The following is a 21,748-nucleotide window of genomic DNA, read 5'->3' as shown; positions in this document are numbered from 1 at the left end:
CTGAAATGACGTTAAACACCATTGCATCTGCAATGGTGTTTTTGTTTATAGGAATGACCTTAACGTCTCACAATGCTTTATACTCAGGGTCGGTTCCCTGGTGGAAGGCAATATATGATGATAAACGACGGTGCCAGGGACAGTTATTCGAAAAAGAGTGAGTAACATGGAAACTACAACCAAGAAAGCACGTTCCCTTTATATCCCTTACGCTGGCCCTGTATTGCTGGAATTCCCCCTGTTAAACAAAGGCAGCGCTTTTAGCGTAGAAGAGCGCCGCAACTTCAATTTGTCAGGGCTGCTGCCAGAGGTCGTCGAGTCGATTGAAGAACAGGCCGAACGCGCCTGGCTCCAGTATCAGGGGTTTAAAACAGAAATCGATAAGCATATTTACCTGCGTAACATCCAGGATACCAACGAAACGCTCTTTTATCGACTGGTGCAAAACCATCTTGAAGAGATGATGCCGGTTATCTATACCCCGACCGTGGGCGCGGCCTGTGAGCGCTTCTCTGAGATTTATCGCCGGGCGCGCGGCGTATTTATCTCTTATCCGAACCGTCACAATATGGACGACATTTTGCAGAATGTGCCTAACCACAACATTAAAGTTATTGTGGTGACGGATGGCGAGCGGATTCTGGGGCTTGGCGATCAGGGCATCGGCGGGATGGGGATCCCTATCGGTAAGCTGTCATTATACACCGCCTGCGGCGGCATTAGTCCGGCCTATACCCTTCCCGTTGTGCTGGATGTCGGCACCAACAATCAACAGTTACTCAACGATCCGCTTTACATGGGCTGGCGTCATCCGCGCATTACCGACGATGAGTATTATGCGTTTGTCGATGAGTTTATTCAGGCCGTTAAGCAGCGCTGGCCAGATATCCTGCTACAGTTTGAAGATTTCGCGCAGAAAAACGCAATGCCGCTGTTGACGCGCTATCGTGATGAGATTTGCTCCTTTAACGATGATATTCAGGGCACCGCAGCCGTGACCGTCGGTACGTTGATCGCCGCCAGCCGCGCTGCCGGCAGTCAGCTTAGCGAGCAGAAAATCGTTTTCCTCGGCGCGGGTTCCGCCGGATGTGGGATTGCTGAACAAATCATCGCGCAGACTCAGCGTGAAGGTTTAAGCGAAGATGCCGCTCGACAGAACGTTTTTATGGTCGATCGCTTCGGCCTGTTGACGGACCGGATGCCTAATTTATTGCCGTTCCAGGCAAAACTGGTGCAGAAATGCGACAATCTCCAGCACTGGGATACCGAAAATGACGTGTTGTCGCTGCTGGATGTGGTGCGTAACGTGAAGCCGGATATTCTGATCGGGGTTTCCGGCCAGACCGGGCTCTTTACTGAAGAGATCATCCGCGAGATGCATAAGCATTGCCCTCGCCCGATCGTCATGCCGCTCTCTAATCCCACCTCTCGCGTGGAGGCCACGCCACAGGACATTATCGCCTGGACGGAAGGCAACGCGCTGGTGGCAACCGGCAGCCCATTCTCGCCGGTCATCTGGAAAGATAAGGTTTATCCGATCGCACAATGTAATAACGCCTATATTTTCCCCGGCATCGGACTTGGGGTTATCGCTTCCGGCGCATCGCGCATTACTGATGAAATGCTGATGTCAGCCAGTGAGACGCTGGCGAAACATTCTCCGCTGGTGAATAACGGCGAAGGATTAGTGTTGCCAGCGCTTAAAGACATCCAGGTCGTGTCGCGCGCTATCGCTTTTGCCGTAGGTAAAATGGCGCAGCAACAAGGCGTAGCGGTGAAAACCTCTGCGGAAGCGCTGCAACAGGCGATTGACGATAACTTCTGGAAACCGGAATACCGCGACTACCGTCGGACTTCCATTTAATACGTACCCGGCGGTGAATGCCGCCGGATATCACTTTCTTCTTTAGTTTTGGTGAGTCTGTCGACACACCTGAATTCCTTTCCCTGCTTATTTGTCAAGCTACTAATATTAGCCACCTTTATGTATTGAACGGGGATTTATCAGGATAATCCTGGCTAAACTATTACATTGTATTTCTGCCGCCTTGCATAACTCATCAGAAATATTAATCCTAAAGAGGTAATAGCGCCTTACCTGCTATTACTTACCTGCTATGCAGTTCACTATTAATAAAAGGAGAAGGTTATGAAAGCTGCTGTTGTCACACAAGATCATCAGGTTGATGTTACTGAGAAAACGCTGCGTCCCCTTCGCCACGGTGAAGCTTTGCTAAAAATGGAGTGCTGCGGCGTATGCCATACCGATCTACACGTGAAAAACGGCGATTTCGGTGACAAAACCGGCGTTATTCTGGGACACGAAGGCATTGGCGTCGTGGCGGAAGTCGGTCCTGGTGTCACCTCGCTGAAACCCGGCGATCGCGCGAGTGTCGCGTGGTTTTATGAAGGATGCGGACACTGTGAGTATTGCAATACGGGCAATGAAACCTTATGCCGCAACGTGAAAAATGCCGGTTACACGGTAGATGGCGGCATGGCCGAAGAGTGTATTGTCGTCGCGGATTATGCGGTGAAAGTACCGGAAGGCTTGGACTCTGCGGCGGCAAGTAGTATTACCTGCGCGGGCGTTACCACCTATAAAGCGGTGAAGATTTCTCATATTAAACCTGGCCAGTGGATTGCCATCTACGGTCTGGGCGGTCTGGGTAATCTGGCCTTGCAGTACGCGAAAAACGTTTTCAATGCGAAAGTGATCGCCATTGATGTCAATGATGGACAGCTGAAACTGGCCGAGGAAATGGGCGCAGATCTGACCATTAATTCACGTACGGAAGATGCGGCTAAAATTGTGCAGGAAAAAACCGGTGGCGCGCACGCAGCGGTGGTTACCGCGGTCGCTAAGGCGGCGTTTAATTCCGCAGTAGATGCCGTTCGCGCCGGAGGCCGCGTGGTGGCAGTCGGGCTGCCGCCAGAAGCCATGAACCTTGATATCCCTCGCTTGGTGCTGGATGGCATTCAGGTTGTCGGTTCGTTGGTGGGGACACGCCAGGATCTGACCGAAGCCTTCCAGTTCGCGGCGGAAGGAAAAGTCGTACCAAAAGTCGCTTTACGTCCGCTTGAAGATATCAATGTTATTTTTAAAGAGATGGAACAGGGACAAATTCGTGGCCGTATGGTCATCGATTTCCGTCGTTAAACGATTTGCTGTGGTCGTCTGAGTATACAGACAGCAGATGAAAACAAGGCGCTACGAGGATAGCGCCTTGTTTATCAGATTGCGAAAGAATTACTGAATACCTTCTTCGCTCTCTTTTTTTGCTTCCGCCTTCTCGATTTCACGATACCAGCGTGGATGATGTTTCTTCGCCCAGCGACGGCTGACCTTCCCTTCGATCATGCCTTTAATCGAGCCCTTCACCCAAAACGCCATATACATATGGATGAGGATCGCGTGCATTAAAATAATGCCCGCCGCCGCATGAATTAACAGGCTATAACGCACCACCTGCATGGGGAAATACTGCGCGAAATACGGACGCCAGATAATCACGCCAGTCACCAGCAGCACAAAAATCATGCTCATAATGGACCAGAACATCATCTTCTGTCCGGCATTGTATTTGCCGACATCCGCCACCTTATGCTCATTGCCTTTCAATACTTCGACAATATTTTTCAGCCACGGAATGTCTTTTTTATCCGGGATGTTGTGGTGGACGAAACGCACGAACATAAACATCAGCGCGATGAAGATGGCAATACCGAAGAACGGGTGCAAAATACGTCCCATCTGCGGCGTGCCGAAAGTTTGCGTCAACCATTGTAGCGTCGGGAAGAAAAACGAAATCCCCGACAGCGCTACCAGGAAGAAGCAGATCACCACCGTCCAGTGACAGGCGCGGTCGACAAATTTCGTGCGCACAATCATTTTCGACTTACTCATGATGATCCTCCTCATCGTCGTCCGTTTCTTTATTCGGGCCAATACCGATGTAGTGGTAAATCAGACCGGCGAAAGTGGCGATAAAGCCCGCTGCGGCCAGCGGTTTTAGCGCCCCTTTCCACAGATTGATTGAGGTATCGATCTGCGGATCTTTCGGCAAGCCGTGGTACAACTCCGGCTGATTGGCATGGTGCAGCACATACATGACGTGCGTACCGCCAACGCCCTGCGGGTTGTAGATACCGGCATGTTCAAAGCCGCGCGCCTTTAACTTCTCCACGCGTTGCTCACCCAGTTCCAGCATCTCTTTTTTGGTGCCGAAGTGAATAGCCCCGGTCGGACAAGTTTTGACGCAGGCCGGTTCCTGGCCCACGCTGACGCGATCGACGCAGAGCGTACATTTATAAACGCGGTTGTCCTCTTTGTTGAGGCGCGGAATATTAAACGGACACCCGGCGATACAGTAACCACAGCCGATACAGTGTTCAGATTGAAAATCAACAATCCCGTTCGCGTACTGGATGATAGCCCCGGCAGATGGACAGGCTTTAAGACAGCCTGGATCTTCACAGTGCATACAACCATCTTTACGGATCAGCCACTCCAGCTTGCCGTTCTGCTCGGTTTCGGTAAAGCGCATCACCGTCCAGGACTTGGCGCTGAGATCGGCAGGGTTATCGTACACCCCGACACAATGGCCAACGTTATCGCGAATATCGTTCCATTCAGAACAGGCTACCTGGCAGGCTTTACAGCCGACACAGGAGGAGACGTCGATCAGTTTCGCGACTTCAGCTTTGTAATCACGCGCCTGCGGAGGCGGCGTGATGGCGTTTGTTGCGGACCGTTTAATAATGTCCTGCGTTTCCATAGACATATGTTCGCCTCCCTTACGCCTTCTCGATGTTAACTAAAAACGCTTTGTATTCCGGCGTTTGCGAGTTGGCATCACCGACATTTGGCGTCAGAGTATTGGCGATATAGCCTTTGCGCGCGACACCCTCAAAGCCCCAGTGAATCGGGATCCCCACCGTTTCAACCTGCTGACCGTTGACATGCAGGGTGCGAAGACGACGAGTTACCACCGCGACCGCGCGAATAAACCCGCGTTTACTGCTCACCTTCACATAGTCGCCGTTAGCGATACCTTTCGCTGCCGCCAGCGTCTCACTGATCTCCACAAACTGTTCCGGCTGAGCGATAGCGTTAAGTAGCGCATGTTTGGTCCAGGTATGGAAATGCTCTGTGAGACGGTAAGTCGTGCCCACGTACGGAAACTGCTCCTTCTTACCCATGCGCAGCGCATCTTCTTCATACAGACGCGCCGCCGGGTTCGAGACCACATTCGGGTGCAGCGGGTTAGTGCCCAGCGGCGTTTCCATCGGCTCGTAGTGTTCAGGGAACGGCCCTTCCGCCATTTTATCAATAGCAAACAGACGTCCCAGCCCTTCCGGCTGCATGATAAACGGATTGGTCCCGCTCCCCGGCGCCGCGTTGTTAAAGTCCGGAATATCGTTCCCTGTCCACTTCGCGCCGTTCCACTGGATCAGCATCCGTTTTGGATCCCACGGTTTACCCTGCGGATCCGCCGAAGCGCGGTTATACAATACGCGACGGTTTAGCGGCCACGCCCACGCCCAACCCAGTGTATTGCCAAGCCCTGACGGGTCGGCGTTATCACGTCTGGACATCTGGTTGCCCTGCTCCGTCCAGCTACCGGTATAAATCCAGCAGGAGGAGGATGTCGTACCGTCATCGCGCAGTAATGCAAAACTGCTCAACAACTGGCCTTTCCTGGCAAGCAGTGTACCGTTGGCGTCATAGAGATCTTCCAGCGCATAGCCGTTGTTCTCTTTCGCCACTTCTTCCGAATGCGGTTCATCCGGCTGCTTGTAGTTCCAGCTCATCTTCAATAGTGGTTCGGCGCCTTTACCGCCTTCTGCGCGATACATTTCACGCAGACGATGGTAAATACCGGCCAGAATCTCGCCGTCGTTACGCGCTTCGCCCGGCGCGTCCTGACCTTTCCAGTGCCACTGTAACCAGCGACCGGAGTTAGCGATAGAGCCATCCTCTTCCGCAAAACAGGTAGACGGCAGACGGAAGACTTCGGTCTGGATCGTTGTCGGATCGACATCATTAGATTCGCCGTGGTTCTGCCAGAACGTTGACGTTTCAGTCACCAGCGGATCGATAACGACCAGATACTTCAGTTTGCTTAAGCTTTGCACCACTTTGTTTTTGTCCGGGAAGGACGCCACCGGGTTAAAGCCCTGACAGAAATAGCCGGTGACTTTCCCGCTATCCATCATGTTGAAATATTTGATCACGTCATAGGACTGATCCCACTTAGGCAGCCAGGCAAAGCCCCAGTCATTCTCTTTCTGCGCCGCATCGCCATAGAAAGATTTCATCAGACTGACGAAGAACTTAGGATAATTACCCCAGTAGTTGACCTGATCGGCCAGCGTCGCTTTGGGGGTATTCGCTGCCAGATAAGTTTGCAGATCGGCCTGTTTTTCCGATGGCAGCGTCAGGTAGCCCGGCAGGCTGGTGGAGAGCAGTCCTAAATCCGTTAAACCCTGAATATTAGAGTGGCCGCGCAAGGCGTTCACACCGCCGCCAGCCATCCCCATATTGCCGAGCAGCAACTGGATCATCGCCATAGTACGGATGTTCTGCGCCCCGACGGTATGTTGCGTCCAGCCCAGCGCATACAGGAAGGTGGTAGTGCGATCCGGCGCGCTGGTAGAGGCCAACACCTCACACACCTTCAGGAAATCCGCTTTCGGCGTACCGCAGATGTTTTCCACGACGTCCGGCGTGTAGCGCGAAACGTGCTGCTTCAGCAGATTCCACACACAGCGTGGGTGCGTCAACGTTTCATCACGTTTGGCATAGCCGTTTTCATCGAACTGGTAGTTCCAGGAGGATTTATCGTACTGACGCTTTTGGGCGTCATAGCCGCTGAAAAGACCGTCTTCGAACGTAAAGTCTTCCCGCACCAGCAGGCTGGCGTTGGTGTAATGCTTAACGTATTCAGCGTTGATTTTGTTATTTTCGATCAGGTACAGCAAAACGCCGGACAGAAAGGTAATGTCTGTACCGGAACGTATTGGCGCATAGATATCCGCCACCGACGCCGTACGCGTAAAGCGTGGATCAACGACGATCAGCGTCGCATCGTTGTTGTTTTTCGCTTCCATCGCCCAGCGGAAACCCACCGGATGCGCTTCTGCGGCATTGCCGCCCATCACCATCACGACGTTGGCGTTTTTAATATCCACCCAGTGGTTGGTCATCGCACCGCGACCAAATGTTGGAGCAAGACTTGCTACCGTTGGTCCGTGTCAGACGCGCGCCTGGTTATCTACCGCCAGCATACCGAGAGAACGCGCAAACTTCTGCGTCAGCATACCCGTTTCATTGCTGGCCGCCGAGGCGCACAGCATTCCGGTAGAGAGCCAGCGGTTAACCGTGACGCCCTGCTCATTCTTTTCAATAAAGTTGGCGTCGCGGTCGGCTTTCATTAATTTAGCAATACGAGTGAAAGCGTCATCCCAGCTAATGCGCTGCCACTTGTCGGAACCCGGCGCGCGGTATTCCGGATAGCGTAGGCGATCTTCACTGTGAACATAGTCCAGCAAACCGGCCCCTTTCGGGCACAGCGCGCCACGGCTTACCGGATGATCCGGGTCGCCTTCAATATGGTAAATCGCTTCTTTCGCGTTTTTTGCCCCATCACCCAGGCTATACATTAATAGCCCGCAACCTACGGAACAGTATGTGCAGGAGTTACGGATCTCTTTTGCGCGCAACAGCTTATAGTTTCGCGCCTGAGCCAGGGCCATTTTAGGGGTAAAACCCAGTGCGGCCACCGTTGTTCCCGCCATACCGCCCGCGCAGATTTTAAAAAATTGTCTGCGGCTGACGTCCATTGCTTTCCTCTTTTTTCCACGGATGCACGCCTCCTTCGAACTGCAGCAAAACCTCAGCCCAGGATGCGTGTATAACTTCGCGAGGAAACTAACAGCAAAATCGATAACTTTTTTGCGTCAAATCAATATTGAAACGGTTCCGCTATTAAATAGCCCTATTTTTAAACCGCAATAACTCCAGGGAGGTACTAAAAAATGACACTGCATGGCATCGCCCTCGGAAAAAGTGCTATAAGTGGCAGTTTATTTTGCGCGGTATTCAGGACAGTCACAAAGCATGACATCACAAAAAGCAACGCTAATAGGGCTTGTTGCCATCGTTCTGTGGAGCACGATGGTTGGGTTAATTCGCGGCGTCAGCGAAGGTCTTGGACCGGTAGGCGGCGCAGCCATGATCTATTCATTAAGCGGCCTGCTGCTAATTTTTACCGTCGGATTACCTGATATCCGCCGTTTCCCGGGGCGATACCTCATCGCAGGCAGCGTACTGTTTGTCAGTTATGAAATATGCCTGGCGCTTTCTCTCGGTTATGCCGCCACTCGCCATCAGGCTATCGAAGTCGGCATGGTTAACTATTTATGGCCCAGCCTGACTATTCTGTTTGCCATTCTTTTTAATGGGCAAAAAACTAACTGGCTTATTGTTCCTGGATTGCTTATTGCACTTACTGGCGTTTGCTGGGTTCTGGGGGGCGAGAATGGTCTTAATCCCGGAGAAATTATCAGCAATGTCGCCACCAGTCCGCTAAGTTATTTCCTGGAATTTCTTGGGGCGTTTATATGGGCGACATACTGCACCGTCACAAATAAATATGCGCGTGGTTTTAACGGTATCACCGTCTTTGTGTTACTCACCGCCGTGGCGCTGTGGTTCCACTATTTTCTTACGCCGCAACCTGCCATGATATTTAGCCTACCGGTGATTGCTAAACTTTTTACCGCGGCATTAACGTTGGGGTTTGCCTACGCCGCATGGAATGTGGGCATACTTCATGGCAATGTGACTATCATGGCCGTAGGGTCTTATTTTACCCCCGTCATGTCCTCTGCTCTGGCAGCGCTGTTACTCAGCTCACCACTGTCATTCTCCTTCTGGCAAGGCGCAGTCATGGTTTGCGTAGGTTCACTACTTTGTTGGCTGGCAACGCGGCGGCGCTAATAGCGACGGGCGGGCCGATGTTGATATTAAATCGACCCGCTGCACCTTGACACTCTTCATAACACAACTACGCTTTTATCTATCGCCTGTGTGTATTTGACGATTTTTCATTTTCACGTGCTCCCCCTGCGCCATACCAGGATTGCGCTGATAAAAATGGATTTTATAAAATCGTTAAATATGTTAATGCAATGATATAATCATATTAACAAATATATAATTAACGCTAGCTGGCAACTGTATTAGTGCATATAATAATCAGTCGTTACTACCAAAAATAAAACCATAAACAGCCCAATAGTCCCCTCCGAAAATATATCTTATTAGACAGTCCCTATTTGAATTAATACTCTCAAATGTATTAAGGAGATCTCGATCACACAAATTAAAATAATTTGTAATCTTATGAAACTTATTATTGAACTTATGCCACTCCGTCATTTAAAAATAGTCTGCCATTGACAAACGCCTCGTTTAACAATGGTTGAGGAAACACGCTAAGAAAATTATAAGGATTATTAAAATGAAACTTAAGTTAGTGGCAGTGGCAGTGACTTCCCTGTTGGCAGCAGGCGTTGTAAATGCAGCCGAGGTATATAACAAAGACGGCAATAAACTGGATCTGTACGGTAAAGTTCACGCTCAGCATTATTTCTCTGATGATAACGGAAGTGATGGTGACAAAACTTACGCGCGTCTGGGCTTTAAAGGCGAAACGCAGATCAACGATCAGTTAACCGGTTTTGGCCAGTGGGAATATGAATTCAAAGGCAACCGTACTGAAAGCCAGGGCGCTGACAAAGACAAAACCCGTCTGGCGTTTGCTGGTCTGAAATTCGCTGACTACGGTTCTTTCGACTACGGTCGTAACTACGGCGTTGCTTACGACATCGGCGCATGGACCGACGTTCTGCCAGAGTTCGGTGGCGATACCTGGACTCAGACTGACGTCTTCATGACTGGCCGTACTACTGGTGTTGCCACCTACCGTAACACTGACTTCTTTGGCCTGGTTGAAGGTCTGAACTTTGCCGCGCAGTACCAGGGCAAAAACGACCGTGAAGGCGCGTACGAGTCTAACGGCGACGGTTTCGGTCTGTCCGCAACGTATGAGTACGAAGGTTTTGGCGTAGGTGCGGCCTATGCGAAGTCTGACCGTACTAACAACCAGGTGAAAGCAGCGAGCAACCTGAATGCTGCGGGTAAAAACGCTGAAGTCTGGGCTGCTGGTCTGAAATATGATGCGAACAACATCTACCTGGCGACCACCTACTCCGAAACGCTGAACATGACCACCTTTGGTGAAGATGCAGCGGGTGATGCGTTTATCGCGAATAAAACCCAGAACTTTGAAGCAGTTGCTCAGTATCAGTTCGACTTCGGTCTGCGTCCGTCCATCGCTTACCTGAAATCCAAAGGTAAAAACCTGGGTACTTACGGTGACCAGGATCTGGTTGAGTACATCGATGTCGGTGCTACCTACTACTTCAACAAAAACATGTCCACCTTCGTTGATTACAAAATCAACCTGCTGGACGACAGCGACTTCACCAAAGCGGCTAAAGTGTCTACCGACAACATCGTTGCTGTTGGTCTGAACTACCAGTTCTAATTTTGTTGTAGTCTGAATACAAAGCCAGTCCTTTCAGGGCTGGCTTTTTCTCTTGATGTAGACTCGGTCATAAGGAGTATGCCGTGCAGACGTTCACTGGTCGTTGTCTTTGCGGACAGAGCCATTTTACCGTTGACGTCGAAATGCTGGATGTCTATGCCTGCCATTGTACGCTGTGTCAAAAATGGTCGGGTGGAATAGCCATGTATCTGGAAGCCTGCGGGCAACCACAGCTAGCCCCCCTTGCCCCGGAACCGCCATACTTTTCATCCTCTTCGCGCGGCGAACGCTACTTCTGTTCCGGCTGCGGGTGTCCGCTGTGGTTTCGGCTTACCGATACCGATCGCTATTTTATTCCCTGGACCTTACTGGAACTGAACGAAGTTGATCGCCGTCGGCTGATTCTGGCTGCGGAAATCTATACCGAAACCCAGCCTGCCTTCTGGCGACTGACGGGGCAATACGCACGCCTCAGCGGTAAAGAGGTTGAGGAAATGGACTCCCCCTGCCAGCTAGCGCATTAAGCGCTTATCTCATCAGGCGTTATGTTATCGGCGTTGGGCTTTTGCCAGGCTGAACCACATCCCGTGCAGTTGGCGAATAGCCTGCCGCCCACGCAGGGGCAGGCAATACTGGACGCCGCCAGACATGCCTTTATCTGGTCGCATAGCGTGGCGTTAAGCAGCGCCGGGAGTATGCTTCTTTTGCTGGCGGTAGGGATCTCCCATTGAAGATGACGCTCTGGCAATCTCTTGCGCCTCAAGCCCGGCAGGCAGACGGATAGACGCGGAGAAGCTACGGCTTAACAACAGACCGAAAATGGCAATGCCCAGTCCCGCGCCCAGTTCATAAGCCATCGTTTCTATCGCGCCGGCCGCCGCCGCTTTTTCTGCCGGCGCAGCGGCCATAATTGCCGACGTGGAAGCCAGCAATGCGCTGGCGGCGCTAAATCCCAGCAGCGCCATCAGCCCCCAGGCCTGCCATTGCTGGGTGCTGAAATCCGTCATCGCCAGGCCATAAAAACTCAGCGCGCTTAACGCCATGCCGCCCGTCGCGACCAGCCGTAGTCCCAGACGCGAGACCAGCGCGCCCGCAATTGGCCCGCTGAATCCACTGGCGACCATCACCGGCAGCATAAATACCCCGGCCTCATAAGGCGATAGCCCGTGAACAAACTGTAGCTCTTGCGCCATCAGCAGCTCAAAGCCCACCAGAGTGATCATCGCGGTCATCGCCATCACGACGCCGCTCAGGATAATGCGATGGGTAAATAGTCGCATATCAATCATCGGACGCGATGTCGCAAGCTGTGTGCGGATAAAGAGTCCCAGGAGCAGCGCGCCGGTAAGCAGGGTAAGCGAGATGACCCACAGCGACAGATGCCCTTTCAGCGCGGTTTTAGCGCTATAGACCAACAGCAAAATGGCAATAATCAGCATCACCGCATGGCCAAGATTGAGCGGTTGATCGCGACGGCCCGCCTGGCGAGGAACATAGCGGGCGGTTAAGCCCATGACGACCAGCACAATCGGCACGTTGATCAGGAAAACCGATCCCCAGTAAAAATGCTCTAATAATATGCCGCCGATGAGCGGCCCAAACGCCGCTCCGCCCGAACCTACCGCTGCCCAGACGCCCAGCGCCATGTTGCGATGCTTCTCTTCACAAAAGGTAGCGCGTATTCCGGCCAGCGTCGCCGGTACAATCATCGCCGCGCCAATAGCCAGTAATACCCTGGTGGCGATAAGCCAACTGGCGGTATGCGAAAACGCTGCCGCCAATGACGCCAGGCCAAAGAGCGTCCCGCCCAGCATCAGCAGGCGTTTAAAACCGATACGATCGCCAAGTGCGCCCATCGGCAACACCATGCCAGCCATGACCAAAGAATAAATATCAATGATCCACAGCAGCTCGTTGCCGCTGGCCCCCAGTGTCATACTCAGTGTCGGCGCGGCGACATGCAAGACCGTGGCATCAATGGCGACAGGAATATAGACCAGCACAATAATGACTAACGTTAACCACTGACGAAACATAACTCTCCCTTCAAAAACTCAAATTTGGACGCTTGTCCAGTTTCAGGATCCTACGGTAAGTTGAACGAATGTCCAGCTTTTTGTTACACTGCGCGCATTGGCTAATGTGGGGAAAATATGAGTTACCTTAACCGGGATGAACGCCGCGAAGTGATCCTGCAAGCGGCGATGCGCGTGGCGCTGGCAGAGGGGTTTGCCGCCATGACGGTGCGACGAATCGCATCAGAAGCCGATGTCGCCGCCGGACAGGTGCATCACCACTTCAGCTCGGCGGGTGAGCTCAAAGCGCTGGCCTTTGTCCATTTGATCCGTACCCTGCTTGATGCCGGGCAAGTTCCGCCGCCTGCCACCTGGCGTGCACGGCTTCACGCTATGTTGGGTAGCGAAGACGGCGGCTTTGAGCCTTACATAAAATTGTGGCGAGAGGCGCAAATTCTGGCCGATCGGGATCCGCACATCAGAGATGCTTATCTCCTCACGATGCAGATGTGGCATGAGGAAACGGTCACAATTATCGAGCAGGGCAAACAGGCAGGAGAATTTACGTTTACTGCTAACGCCACGGATATCGCCTGGCGGCTTATCGCACTGGTGTGCGGGCTGGACGGTATGTATGTGCTGGGTATTCCGGAAATGGCCGATCCCGCGTTTAAATACCATCTGGATCGTATGATTACGCTTGAACTCTTTGCGTAAAGTTACAAATAATTTAATAAAAATCACTTTTAGTTTACAAATAGTAACAATTAAGAAACATTATATCTCCTCTTCGCGCCGCGCTGGCCTGGTTTTTTATCTATTCTTTCACTCAATATTCTAAAAAAACTTCAATAAGTTCTCAAAAGAGCGCGTGACGCTCTGTCTCTTTTTTGTGTTTTTTTCAAATGATATGCGCATGTGAGGGGTAAAATGACACGACAAAACGAGAATTATAACCGTTATCTCTTGAGTGACTGGCGACCCGAAAATCCAGCCTTCTGGGAGAATAAAGGGAAAGGCATCGCCAGAAGAAACTTATGGATTTCAGTAAGTTGTTTGCTCCTGGCATTTTGCGTCTGGATGTTGTTTAGCGCTGTTGCCGTCAACCTCAATAAAATTGGATTTAATTTTACCACCGACCAACTCTTTTTATTAACCGCATTACCTTCTCTTTCCGGCGCAATATTACGCGTCCCCTACTCCTTTATGGTGCCACTGTTTGGTGGCCGTAAATGGACCATATTAAGTACCGTAATATTGATTATTCCCTGCGCCTGGCTGGGATTCGCCGTGCAAAATCCCGCCACCCCTTTCGGGGTATTTATGCTCATCGCTCTGTTGTGCGGTTTTGCGGGGGCAAACTTCGCGTCCAGTATGGGCAACATCAGTTTTTTCTTTCCAAAAGCCAGACAAGGTAGCGCGTTGGGTATTAACGGCGGACTGGGAAATCTTGGCGTCAGTGTGATGCAGTTGATTGCGCCGCTGGTTATTTTTCTGCCGATATTTACTTTTTTAGGCGTCCAGGGCGTGCCGCAGCCTGATGGCTCCCTGCTCGCCCTCACTAACGCCGCCTGGATCTGGGTGCCGTTACTGGCTGTCGCGACGCTTGCCGCCTGGTTTGGTATGAACGATATCGGCAGTTCAAAAGCGTCTGTCGCCTCGCAATTGCCGGTGCTAAAACGTCTGCACCTGTGGCTGCTTAGCCTGCTGTACCTGGCGACATTCGGGTCATTCATCGGCTTTTCCGCAGGTTTCGCCATGCTCGCCAAAACGCAATTTCCCGACGTAAACATTCTGCAACTGGCGTTCTTTGGCCCCTTTATCGGCGCGCTGGCGCGATCGGCAGGCGGCGTGATCTCCGATAAATTCGGCGGCGTTCGCGTAACGCTCATTAATTTTATCTTTATGGCGCTGTTTACCGCCCTGCTATTCCTCACGCTGCCAGGCTCCGGCGCAGGCAGCTTTAGCGCGTTCTATCTTGTTTTTATGGGCCTGTTTTTGACAGCGGGTCTCGGCAGCGGTTCTACCTTCCAGATGATTGCGGTGATCTTCCGTCAGATCACGCTCTACAACGTCAAACTGCGCGGCGGGAGCGATGAGCAGGCGCAGCGCGAAGCGGTGACGGATACCGCCGCCGCGCTCGGTTTTATCTCCGCTATTGGCGCTGTGGGCGGCTTCTTTATTCCAAAAGCGTTTGGCACCTCTTTGGCCTTGACCGGCTCGCCGGTGGGCGCCATGAAAATCTTTTTGCTGTTTTACCTCGCTTGCGTCCTGCTGACCTGGCTGGTCTACGGGCGTCGTAAGCCTAAACAACAATAACAACATACACACCTGTAGGACGGCCATCCGGCAATGGTTTAACGCCAAATAGACAGGATGGTGGAAAATTTATCGAAGCAGGAGAAATGTCATGAGTAAACTGTTGGATCGCTTTCGTTACTTTAAACAAAAAGGCGATACCTTTGCCGACGGCCATGGTCAGGTGATGTATACCAACCGCGACTGGGAAGACAGTTATCGCCAGCGCTGGCAGTTTGATAAGATCGTGCGCTCAACCCACGGCGTCAACTGCACGGGCTCCTGTAGCTGGAAAATTTATGTCAAAAACGGTCTGGTGACGTGGGAAACCCAGCAAACCGACTACCCGCGCACGCGTCCCGATTTACCGAACCATGAACCGCGCGGCTGCCCGCGCGGCGCCAGCTACTCCTGGTATCTCTATAGCGCCAATCGTCTGAAATACCCTCTGGTGCGTAAGCGGCTGATAGAACTGTGGCGCGAGGCTCTTTCCCGGCACAGCGATCCGGTGCTGGCATGGGAATCTATAATGAACGACCCGCAAAAATGCCAAAGTTACAAACAGGTGCGCGGACATGGCGGCTTTATTCGTTCGAACTGGAAAGAGCTGAATCAGCTCATTGCCGCCGCTAACGTCTGGACAATCAAAACCTATGGTCCGGATCGTGTGGCGGGGTTTTCACCTATTCCGGCGATGTCGATGGTTTCTTACGCCGCCGGAACACGTTATCTGTCATTGCTTGGCGGTACTTGTCTGAGCTTCTATGACTGGTATTGCGATCTTCCGCCCGCGTCGCCAATGACCTGGGGCGAGCAGACTGATGTGCCGGAGTCCGCCGACTGGTATAACTCAGCCTACATTATTGCCTGGGGCTCTAACGTGCCGCAGACGCGTACCCCGGACGCCCACTTCTTTACTGAAGTGCGCTACAAAGGCACTAAGACGATCGCCATCACCCCGGACTATTCCGAAGTCGCTAAACTGTGCGATCAGTGGCTGGCGCCAAAGCAAGGTACCGACAGCGCGCTGGCGATGGCCATGGGTCACGTTATTTTAAAAGAGTTTCATCTCGATAATCCCAGCGACTATTTCCTTAACTATTGCCGCCGTTATACCGACATGCCAATGCTGGTCCTGTTGGATGAGCGCGCAGACGGCAGTTATGTACCGGGGCGTATGATGCGCGCGTCGGATCTGGTGGATGGACTGGGAGAAGCCAATAATCCGGAATGGAAAACCGTCGCGCTCAACAGTACGGGCGAACTGGTCGCGCCCAACGGTTCTATCGGTTTTCGCTGGGGCGAAAAGGGAAAATGGAACCTGGAACCGGTGGCGGCGGGCGTCGAAACTGAACTGTCGCTCTCTTTACTCGGTCAGCATGATGACGTGGCGGGTGTCGCCTTCCCCTATTTTGGCGGTAACGAAAACCCACATTTTCGCAGCGTACGGCAGGAACCGGTGCTGGTACGTCAGTTACCGGTGAAATGCCTGGATCTGGCGGACGGTAGCGAGCGGATGGTCGTCAGCGTTTACGATCTGGTGCTGGCTAATTATGGGCTGGATCGTGGTCTGGATGACTGCCATAGCGCCAATAATTATAACGACGTAAAAGCCTACACGCCGGCCTGGGGCGAACAGATTACCGGCGTGCCGCGTCGACATATCGAAACTATTGCACGTGAATTTGCCGAGACCGCCCATAAAACTCACGGTCGTTCGATGATCATCCTCGGCGCGGGAGTGAATCACTGGTATCACATGGATATGAATTACCGTGGGATGATTAACATGCTGGTGTTCTGCGGCTGTGTTGGACAAACTGGCGGCGGCTGGGCGCACTATGTCGGCCAGGAGAAGCTGCGGCCGCAAACCGGCTGGCTGCCGCTGGCCTTCGCGCTGGACTGGAATCGCCCGCCGCGTCAGATGAACAGTACCTCGTTTTTCTACAACCATGCCAGCCAGTGGCGCTATGAAAAACTGACTGCGCAAGAGTTGCTGTCGCCGTTGGCCGATCCGGCTAAATTTTCCGGACACCTGATCGATTTCAACGTGCGCGCGGAACGTATGGGCTGGCTACCCTCGGCGCCGCAGCTTAATCTTAACCCGCTCAGCGTGAAAGCGAGCGCCGATAAAGTCGGGCTGTCTGCGGCGGATTATACCGTGCAGGCATTGAAATCAGGCGCTATCCGTTTTGCCTGCGAACAGCCTGACAGTGGTCATAATCACCCGCGAAATTTATTTGTCTGGCGCTCTAACCTGCTCGGCTCCTCCGGGAAAGGTCATGAGTACATGCTCAAATATCTGCTGGGCACCGACAGCGGTATCCAGGGCGAAGCGCTGGGTTCCAGCGAAGGAATTAAGCCTGAAGAGGTGGAATGGCAGTCCGCCGCGATTGAGGGCAAGCTCGATCTGTTGGTCACGCTTGATTTCCGTATGTCCAGTACCTGTCTGTTTTCCGATATCGTTTTGCCGACCGCCACCTGGTATGAAAAAGACGATATGAATACCTCGGATATGCATCCGTTTATCCACCCCCTTTCCGCCGCGGTCGATCCTGCCTGGGAATCCAAAAGCGACTGGGAGATCTACAAAGGTATCGCCAGCGTCTTTTCTGAGGTGTGTGTCGGACATCTCGGACAGGAAACCGATGTGGTGTTACACCCGCTCCAGCATGATTCCCCGGCGGAACTGGCGCAGCCATTTGATATTCTCGACTGGCGTAAAGGCGAGTGCGAACTTATTCCGGGCAAAACCGCCCCCAATATCGTCGTGATTGAACGCGATTATCCGGCCATCTATGAACGGTTTACCTCGCTGGGTCCCCTGCTGGATAAATTAGGCAACGGCGGTAAGGGTATTGCCTGGAATACGCAAGATGAAGTCGATTTCCTCGGTAAGCTCAATTACACCAAACACGATGGTCCGGCGAAAGGACGTCCGCGAATAGACACCGCGCTGGATGCTTCGGAAGTGATTCTTGCCTTAGCGCCGGAAACCAACGGCCAGGTGGCGGTGAAAGCCTGGCAGGCGTTGGGCGAGATGACCGGGCGCGAGCACACCCATCTGGCCATCAATAAAGAAGATGAGAAAATTCGCTTTCGTGATATCCAGGCGCAACCGCGCAAAATTATCTCCAGCCCGACCTGGTCAGGGCTGGAAAGCGAGCATGTCTCTTATAACGCCGGCTATACCAACGTACATGAACTGATCCCGTGGCGCACGTTGTCGGGGCGGCAACAACTCTATCAGGATCATGCGTGGATGCGCGCTTTTGGCGAAAGCCTGGTGGCATATCGTCCGCCGATTGATACCCGCAGCGTCAGCGAAATGCGAGAAATTCCGCCCAACGGTTTTCCGGAAAAAGCGCTTAACTTCCTGACGCCGCACCAGAAATGGGGAATTCACTCCACCTACAGCGAAAACCTGCTGATGCTGACCTTGTCGCGCGGCGGGCCGATTGTCTGGATCAGCGAAGCCGATGCCCGTGAACTGGGTATTGAAGATAACGACTGGATTGAAGCCTTCAACGCTAATGGCGCCCTTACCGCTCGTGCGGTGGTCAGCCAGCGCGTCCCGCCGGGTATGACCATGATGTACCACGCCCAGGAGCGGATTATGAACATTCCGGGTTCGGAAGTCACCGGGATGCGCGGCGGGATCCATAACTCCGTGACCCGGGTCTGTCCAAAACCGACGCATATGATCGGCGGCTATGCGCAACTGGCTTACGGCTTCAACTATTACGGAACCGTGGGTTCGAATCGCGATGAATTCATCATGATCAGGAAGATGAAAAACATTAACTGGCTGGATGATGAGGGCCGGGATCAGGTACAGGAGGCGAAAAAATGAAAATACGCTCACAGGTTGGGATGGTACTGAATCTCGATAAATGTATTGGCTGTCACACCTGCTCCGTCACCTGTAAAAACGTCTGGACCGGACGTGAAGGGATGGAATACGCATGGTTCAATAACGTCGAAACTAAACCGGGTATCGGCTATCCCAAAAACTGGGAAGACCAGCAGGAGTGGCAAGGCGGTTGGGTTCGTGATGTTAATGGCAAGATAAGGCCCCGTCTGGGCGGCAAAATGGGGGTAATTAGCAAAATTTTCGCCAACCCGGTGATTCCGCAAATCGATGATTACTATGAACCCTTTACCTTCGATTATCAGCATTTACATAATGCGCCGGAGAGTAAGCATCAGCCCACTGCCCGTCCGCGTTCACTGATCGACGGAAAACGGATGGACAAGGTGATCTGGGGGCCAAACTGGGAAGAGCCGCTCGGCGGCGAGTTTGAAAAACGCGCCCGCGACCGCAACTTCGACAACATACAAAAGGAGATGTACGGTCAGTTCGAAAACACCTTCATGATGTACCTGCCGCGCCTGTGCGAACACTGCCTCAACCCCAGTTGTGTCGCCACCTGCCCAAGTGGCGCTATTTATAAGCGTGAAGAAGACGGCATCGTGCTAATCGACCAGGATAAATGCCGGGGCTGGCGTTTGTGTATCAGCGGCTGCCCGTACAAAAAAATCTACTTTAACTGGAAAAGCGGCAAGTCTGAGAAATGCATATTTTGCTATCCGCGTATTGAATCCGGCCAGCCGACCGTTTGCTCGGAAACCTGCGTCGGGCGCATTCGTTATCTTGGCGTTCTGCTCTACGACGCCGACAGGATTGAAGAAGCGGCCAGTACCGAACACGAGACAGATTTGTATGAACGTCAGTGCGATGTGTTTCTCAATCCGCACGATCCGGCGGTCATCGAAGAGGCGCTTAAACAAGGCATCCCGCAAAACGTCATCGACGCCGCCCAACGGTCGCCGGTGTACAAAATGGCGATGGACTGGAAGCTGGCGCTTCCGCTGCACCCGGAATATCGTACCCTGCCGATGGTCTGGTACGTACCGCCGCTGTCGCCCATCCAGTCATACGCCGACGCGGGCGGGTTACCGCACAATGGCAATATTCTGCCGGCGGTGGAGACGCTGCGTATTCCGGTCCAGTACCTGGCCAATATGCTCAGCGCGGGCGATACCGGTCCGGTCATTCGGGCTCTAAAGCGGATGATGGCGATGCGCCACTACATGCGCTCGCAGACGGTTGAAGGCGTGACGGATACCCGCGCGATTGACGAAGTCGGTCTGAGCGTACAACAGGTTGAAGAGATGTATCGCTACCTGGCGATTGCCAATTATGAAGATCGTTTTGTCATTCCCACCAGCCACCGGGAAATGGCGCGCGATGCCTTTCCGGAGCGCAACGGCTGCGGCTTTACTTTTGGCGACGGTTGTCACGGCTCGGATACCAAATTCAACCTGTTCAACAGTAGCCGTATTGATGCCATCAATATCACCGAAGTACGTGATAAAGCGGAGGGGGAATAATGCAAATCCTCAAAGCGATTGGCCTGTTGATGGAGTATCCGGACGACGAGTTGTGGGAATGTCGGGATGAAGCGCTTGCCCTAATCCAACACGATGCGCCAATGCTGGCCAACTTCACTCGCGAGCTGCTTTATGCGCCGTTACTGGATAAACAAGCAGAATGGTGTGAAGTGTTTGACCGAGGGCGCGCCACTTCATTGCTGTTATTCGAGCATGTTCATGCGGAGTCCCGCGATCGCGGCCAGGCGATGGTCAATTTGTTAAGCCAGTATGAAACCGTGGGCCTCCAGCTCAACTGCCGCGAACTGCCGGATCACCTGCCGCTCTATCTGGAGTACTTAAGCGTGTTGCCGGAAGCGGAAGCTCGCGAGGGATTACAGAATATTGCCCCTATTCTGGCGCTGCTGGGCGGTCGTCTGAAACAGCGAGGAGCGCCGTGGTATCAACTGTTTGACGCCCTGCTGACGCTGGCGGGCAGTACGCTTACAAGTGACAGTGTCACCAAGCAAATTATTCAGGAGTCGCGGGATGATACCCGTCAGGCACTGGATGCCGTCTGGGAAGAAGAACAGGTGAAGTTTATCGAAGATAACGCCACGACCTGTGACAGTTCACCGTTACACCATTATCAACGACGCTTTAGCCAGGACGCGGCGCCGCAGTACGTCGACGTCAGCGCGGGAGGCCCGAAATGATACAGTACCTGAACGTCTTTTTTTACGACATCTACCCCTATATTTGCGCCACGGTATTCTTCCTCGGCAGTTGGCTGCGCTATGACTACGGACAATATACCTGGCGCGCGTCGTCCAGCCAGATGCTGGATAAGCGTGGGATGGTGATATGGTCGAATCTGTTCCATATTGGCATTCTGGGGATCTTTTTTGGCCATCTGTTCGGGATGCTGACGCCACACTGGATGTATGCCTGGTTCCTGCCGATTGCGGTAAAACAGCAGATGGCGATGATCCTCGGCGGCGTGTGCGGCGTATTAACGTTGATCGGCGGCGCGGGATTGCTGTGGCGTCGTCTGACCAATCAGCGTGTGCGGGCGACATCCACTACACCTGATATTATCATCATGAGCATTTTGCTGATTCAGTGCCTGCTTGGCCTGAGCACCATTCCGTTTTCGGCGCAATATCCGGATGGCAGCGAAATGATGAAGTTGGTGGGCTGGGCGCAAAGTATTGTCACCTTCCGCGGCGGGTCTTCGGAAATGCTGAGCGGTGTGGCGTTTGTTTTCCGCGTTCATCTGGTGCTGGGAATGACTATTTTCCTGCTCTTCCCGTTCACCCGTCTGGTTCATGTCTGGAGCGCGCCGTTTGAGTATTTCACCCGTCGCTACCAGATTGTTCGTACCCGCCGCTAATTCTCTTTGCCCGGGGGTACGCTTACCGGGCAAAGAAAAACGCCTGGGCGTCG

Annotated in this window: 14 protein-coding genes and 2 pseudogenes; 12 read left to right on the top strand and 4 right to left on the bottom strand. The window is 52.8% G+C overall.

What is annotated here, in order from left to right:
* Window positions 1-166 precede the first annotated feature (166 nt).
* Both ACH0VJ_RS01855 and adhP read left to right on the top strand, forming a co-directional pair.
* Window positions 167-1,864, top strand: coding sequence for an NAD-dependent malic enzyme (locus ACH0VJ_RS01855; RefSeq protein WP_000450511.1), 1,698 nt, complete (start codon window positions 167-169; stop codon window positions 1,862-1,864).
* A gap of 285 nt (window positions 1,865-2,149) precedes the next feature.
* Entirely contained in the window at window positions 2,150-3,160 is a 1,011-nt protein-coding gene (gene adhP / locus ACH0VJ_RS01850; protein ID WP_000642447.1) for an alcohol dehydrogenase AdhP, read from the top strand.
* Between the two features lie 90 nt (window positions 3,161-3,250).
* Here adhP and fdnI read toward each other — a convergent pair whose 3' ends face one another.
* Genes fdnI through fdnG form a run of 3 tightly spaced genes read right to left on the bottom strand, consistent with a single transcriptional unit; the run spans window position 3,251 to window position 7,845 of the window.
* On the bottom strand, window positions 3,251-3,907 hold the full coding sequence (gene fdnI / locus ACH0VJ_RS01845; protein ID WP_000045657.1) for a formate dehydrogenase-N subunit gamma: 657 nt from the start codon (window positions 3,905-3,907) through the stop codon (window positions 3,251-3,253).
* Window positions 3,900-4,784 carry a formate dehydrogenase subunit beta gene (gene fdxH / locus ACH0VJ_RS01840; RefSeq protein ID WP_000061599.1) on the bottom strand — a complete coding sequence of 295 codons (885 nt, stop codon included), beginning with the start codon at window positions 4,782-4,784 and terminating at the stop codon, window positions 3,900-3,902. Before fdxH ends, fdnI begins: the two co-directional genes overlap by 8 nt.
* A 13-nt stretch (window positions 4,785-4,797) precedes the next feature.
* A complete protein-coding gene (gene fdnG / locus ACH0VJ_RS01835; protein WP_001540039.1) occupies window positions 4,798-7,845 on the bottom strand; it encodes a formate dehydrogenase-N subunit alpha in 3,048 nt (1,015 codons plus the stop codon).
* 277 nt (window positions 7,846-8,122) lie between these two features.
* Here fdnG and yddG point away from each other — a divergent pair, with 277 nt between their 5' ends.
* From yddG to ACH0VJ_RS01815, 4 genes and pseudogenes are all read left to right on the top strand, one after another.
* Window positions 8,123-9,004 (top strand): aromatic amino acid efflux DMT transporter YddG, encoded by an 882-nt coding sequence (yddG, locus tag ACH0VJ_RS01830; protein WP_000203792.1) that lies wholly within the window; start codon window positions 8,123-8,125, stop codon window positions 9,002-9,004.
* A gap of 523 nt (window positions 9,005-9,527) precedes the next feature.
* Complete coding sequence (ompD, locus tag ACH0VJ_RS01825; protein WP_000769039.1) at window positions 9,528-10,616, top strand: porin OmpD; 1,089 nt, start codon at window positions 9,528-9,530, stop codon at window positions 10,614-10,616.
* 143 nt (window positions 10,617-10,759) lie between these two features.
* Window positions 10,760-11,140 carry a GFA family protein gene (locus ACH0VJ_RS01820; RefSeq protein ID WP_077907593.1) on the top strand — a complete coding sequence of 127 codons (381 nt, stop codon included), beginning with the start codon at window positions 10,760-10,762 and terminating at the stop codon, window positions 11,138-11,140.
* 63 nt (window positions 11,141-11,203) lie between these two features.
* A pseudogene (locus ACH0VJ_RS01815) lies at window positions 11,204-11,347 on the top strand (methyl viologen resistance protein SmvA); the annotation flags it as partial.
* Here the strand turns inward: ACH0VJ_RS01815 and smvA are convergent.
* Window positions 11,335-12,652, bottom strand: a pseudogene (smvA, locus tag ACH0VJ_RS01810) (methyl viologen efflux MFS transporter SmvA); the annotation flags it as partial. The pseudogenes ACH0VJ_RS01815 and smvA sit on opposite strands and share 13 nt — an antisense overlap.
* A 117-nt stretch (window positions 12,653-12,769) precedes the next feature.
* On the opposite strand from smvA, the gene ACH0VJ_RS01805 reads away from it, so the two are divergent.
* From ACH0VJ_RS01805 to narI, 6 genes are all read left to right on the top strand, one after another.
* Entirely contained in the window at window positions 12,770-13,348 is a 579-nt protein-coding gene (locus ACH0VJ_RS01805; RefSeq protein WP_000121044.1) for a TetR family transcriptional regulator, read from the top strand.
* A 213-nt stretch (window positions 13,349-13,561) separates the two neighbouring features.
* Window positions 13,562-14,950: a NarK family nitrate/nitrite MFS transporter gene (locus tag ACH0VJ_RS01800; RefSeq protein ID WP_000198247.1), complete on the top strand. Its 1,389-nt coding sequence runs from the start codon at window positions 13,562-13,564 to the stop codon at window positions 14,948-14,950.
* 91 nt (window positions 14,951-15,041) lie between these two features.
* On the top strand, window positions 15,042-18,782 hold the full coding sequence (locus ACH0VJ_RS01795; RefSeq protein ID WP_031622134.1) for a nitrate reductase subunit alpha: 3,741 nt from the start codon (window positions 15,042-15,044) through the stop codon (window positions 18,780-18,782).
* Complete coding sequence (gene narH / locus ACH0VJ_RS01790) at window positions 18,779-20,323, top strand: nitrate reductase subunit beta (protein ID WP_079833524.1); 1,545 nt, start codon at window positions 18,779-18,781, stop codon at window positions 20,321-20,323. The genes ACH0VJ_RS01795 and narH overlap by 4 nt, the downstream gene beginning before the upstream one ends.
* On the top strand, window positions 20,323-21,018 hold the full coding sequence (gene narW / locus ACH0VJ_RS01785) for a nitrate reductase molybdenum cofactor assembly chaperone (protein WP_001166291.1): 696 nt from the start codon (window positions 20,323-20,325) through the stop codon (window positions 21,016-21,018). The genes narH and narW overlap by 1 nt, the downstream gene beginning before the upstream one ends.
* Window positions 21,015-21,695, top strand: coding sequence for a respiratory nitrate reductase subunit gamma (narI, locus tag ACH0VJ_RS01780; RefSeq protein ID WP_000617106.1), 681 nt, complete (start codon window positions 21,015-21,017; stop codon window positions 21,693-21,695). Before narW ends, narI begins: the two co-directional genes overlap by 4 nt.
* Window positions 21,696-21,748: the final 53 nt, after the last annotated feature.

It is taken from the genome of Salmonella sp. 2020_1459, assembly GCF_043847915.1.
Taxonomy (GTDB): domain Bacteria; phylum Pseudomonadota; class Gammaproteobacteria; order Enterobacterales; family Enterobacteriaceae; genus Salmonella; species Salmonella enterica.
The sequence above is the reverse complement of the archived record's forward strand: the minus strand, read 5'-3'. Positions and strand labels throughout refer to the sequence as shown.

Excerpts from the sequence above, each read along its gene's own strand:
- narI (WP_000617106.1), top strand. The coding sequence starts at position 21,015 with ATGATACAGTACCTGAACGTCTTTTTTTACGACATCTACCCCTATATT.
- yddG (WP_000203792.1), top strand. The coding sequence starts at position 8,123 with ATGACATCACAAAAAGCAACGCTAATAGGGCTTGTTGCCATCGTTCTG.
- ACH0VJ_RS01855 (WP_000450511.1), top strand. The coding sequence starts at position 167 with ATGGAAACTACAACCAAGAAAGCACGTTCCCTTTATATCCCTTACGCT.
- ompD (WP_000769039.1), top strand. The coding sequence starts at position 9,528 with ATGAAACTTAAGTTAGTGGCAGTGGCAGTGACTTCCCTGTTGGCAGCA.
- ACH0VJ_RS01800 (WP_000198247.1), top strand. The coding sequence starts at position 13,562 with ATGACACGACAAAACGAGAATTATAACCGTTATCTCTTGAGTGACTGG.
- fdxH (WP_000061599.1), bottom strand. The coding sequence starts at position 4,784 with ATGTCTATGGAAACGCAGGACATTATTAAACGGTCCGCAACAAACGCC.
- narH (WP_079833524.1), top strand. The coding sequence starts at position 18,779 with ATGAAAATACGCTCACAGGTTGGGATGGTACTGAATCTCGATAAATGT.
- ACH0VJ_RS01805 (WP_000121044.1), top strand. The coding sequence starts at position 12,770 with ATGAGTTACCTTAACCGGGATGAACGCCGCGAAGTGATCCTGCAAGCG.
- ACH0VJ_RS01795 (WP_031622134.1), top strand. The coding sequence starts at position 15,042 with ATGAGTAAACTGTTGGATCGCTTTCGTTACTTTAAACAAAAAGGCGAT.
- fdnI (WP_000045657.1), bottom strand. The coding sequence starts at position 3,907 with ATGAGTAAGTCGAAAATGATTGTGCGCACGAAATTTGTCGACCGCGCC.
- adhP (WP_000642447.1), top strand. The coding sequence starts at position 2,150 with ATGAAAGCTGCTGTTGTCACACAAGATCATCAGGTTGATGTTACTGAG.
- narW (WP_001166291.1), top strand. The coding sequence starts at position 20,323 with ATGCAAATCCTCAAAGCGATTGGCCTGTTGATGGAGTATCCGGACGAC.
- ACH0VJ_RS01820 (WP_077907593.1), top strand. The coding sequence starts at position 10,760 with ATGCTGGATGTCTATGCCTGCCATTGTACGCTGTGTCAAAAATGGTCG.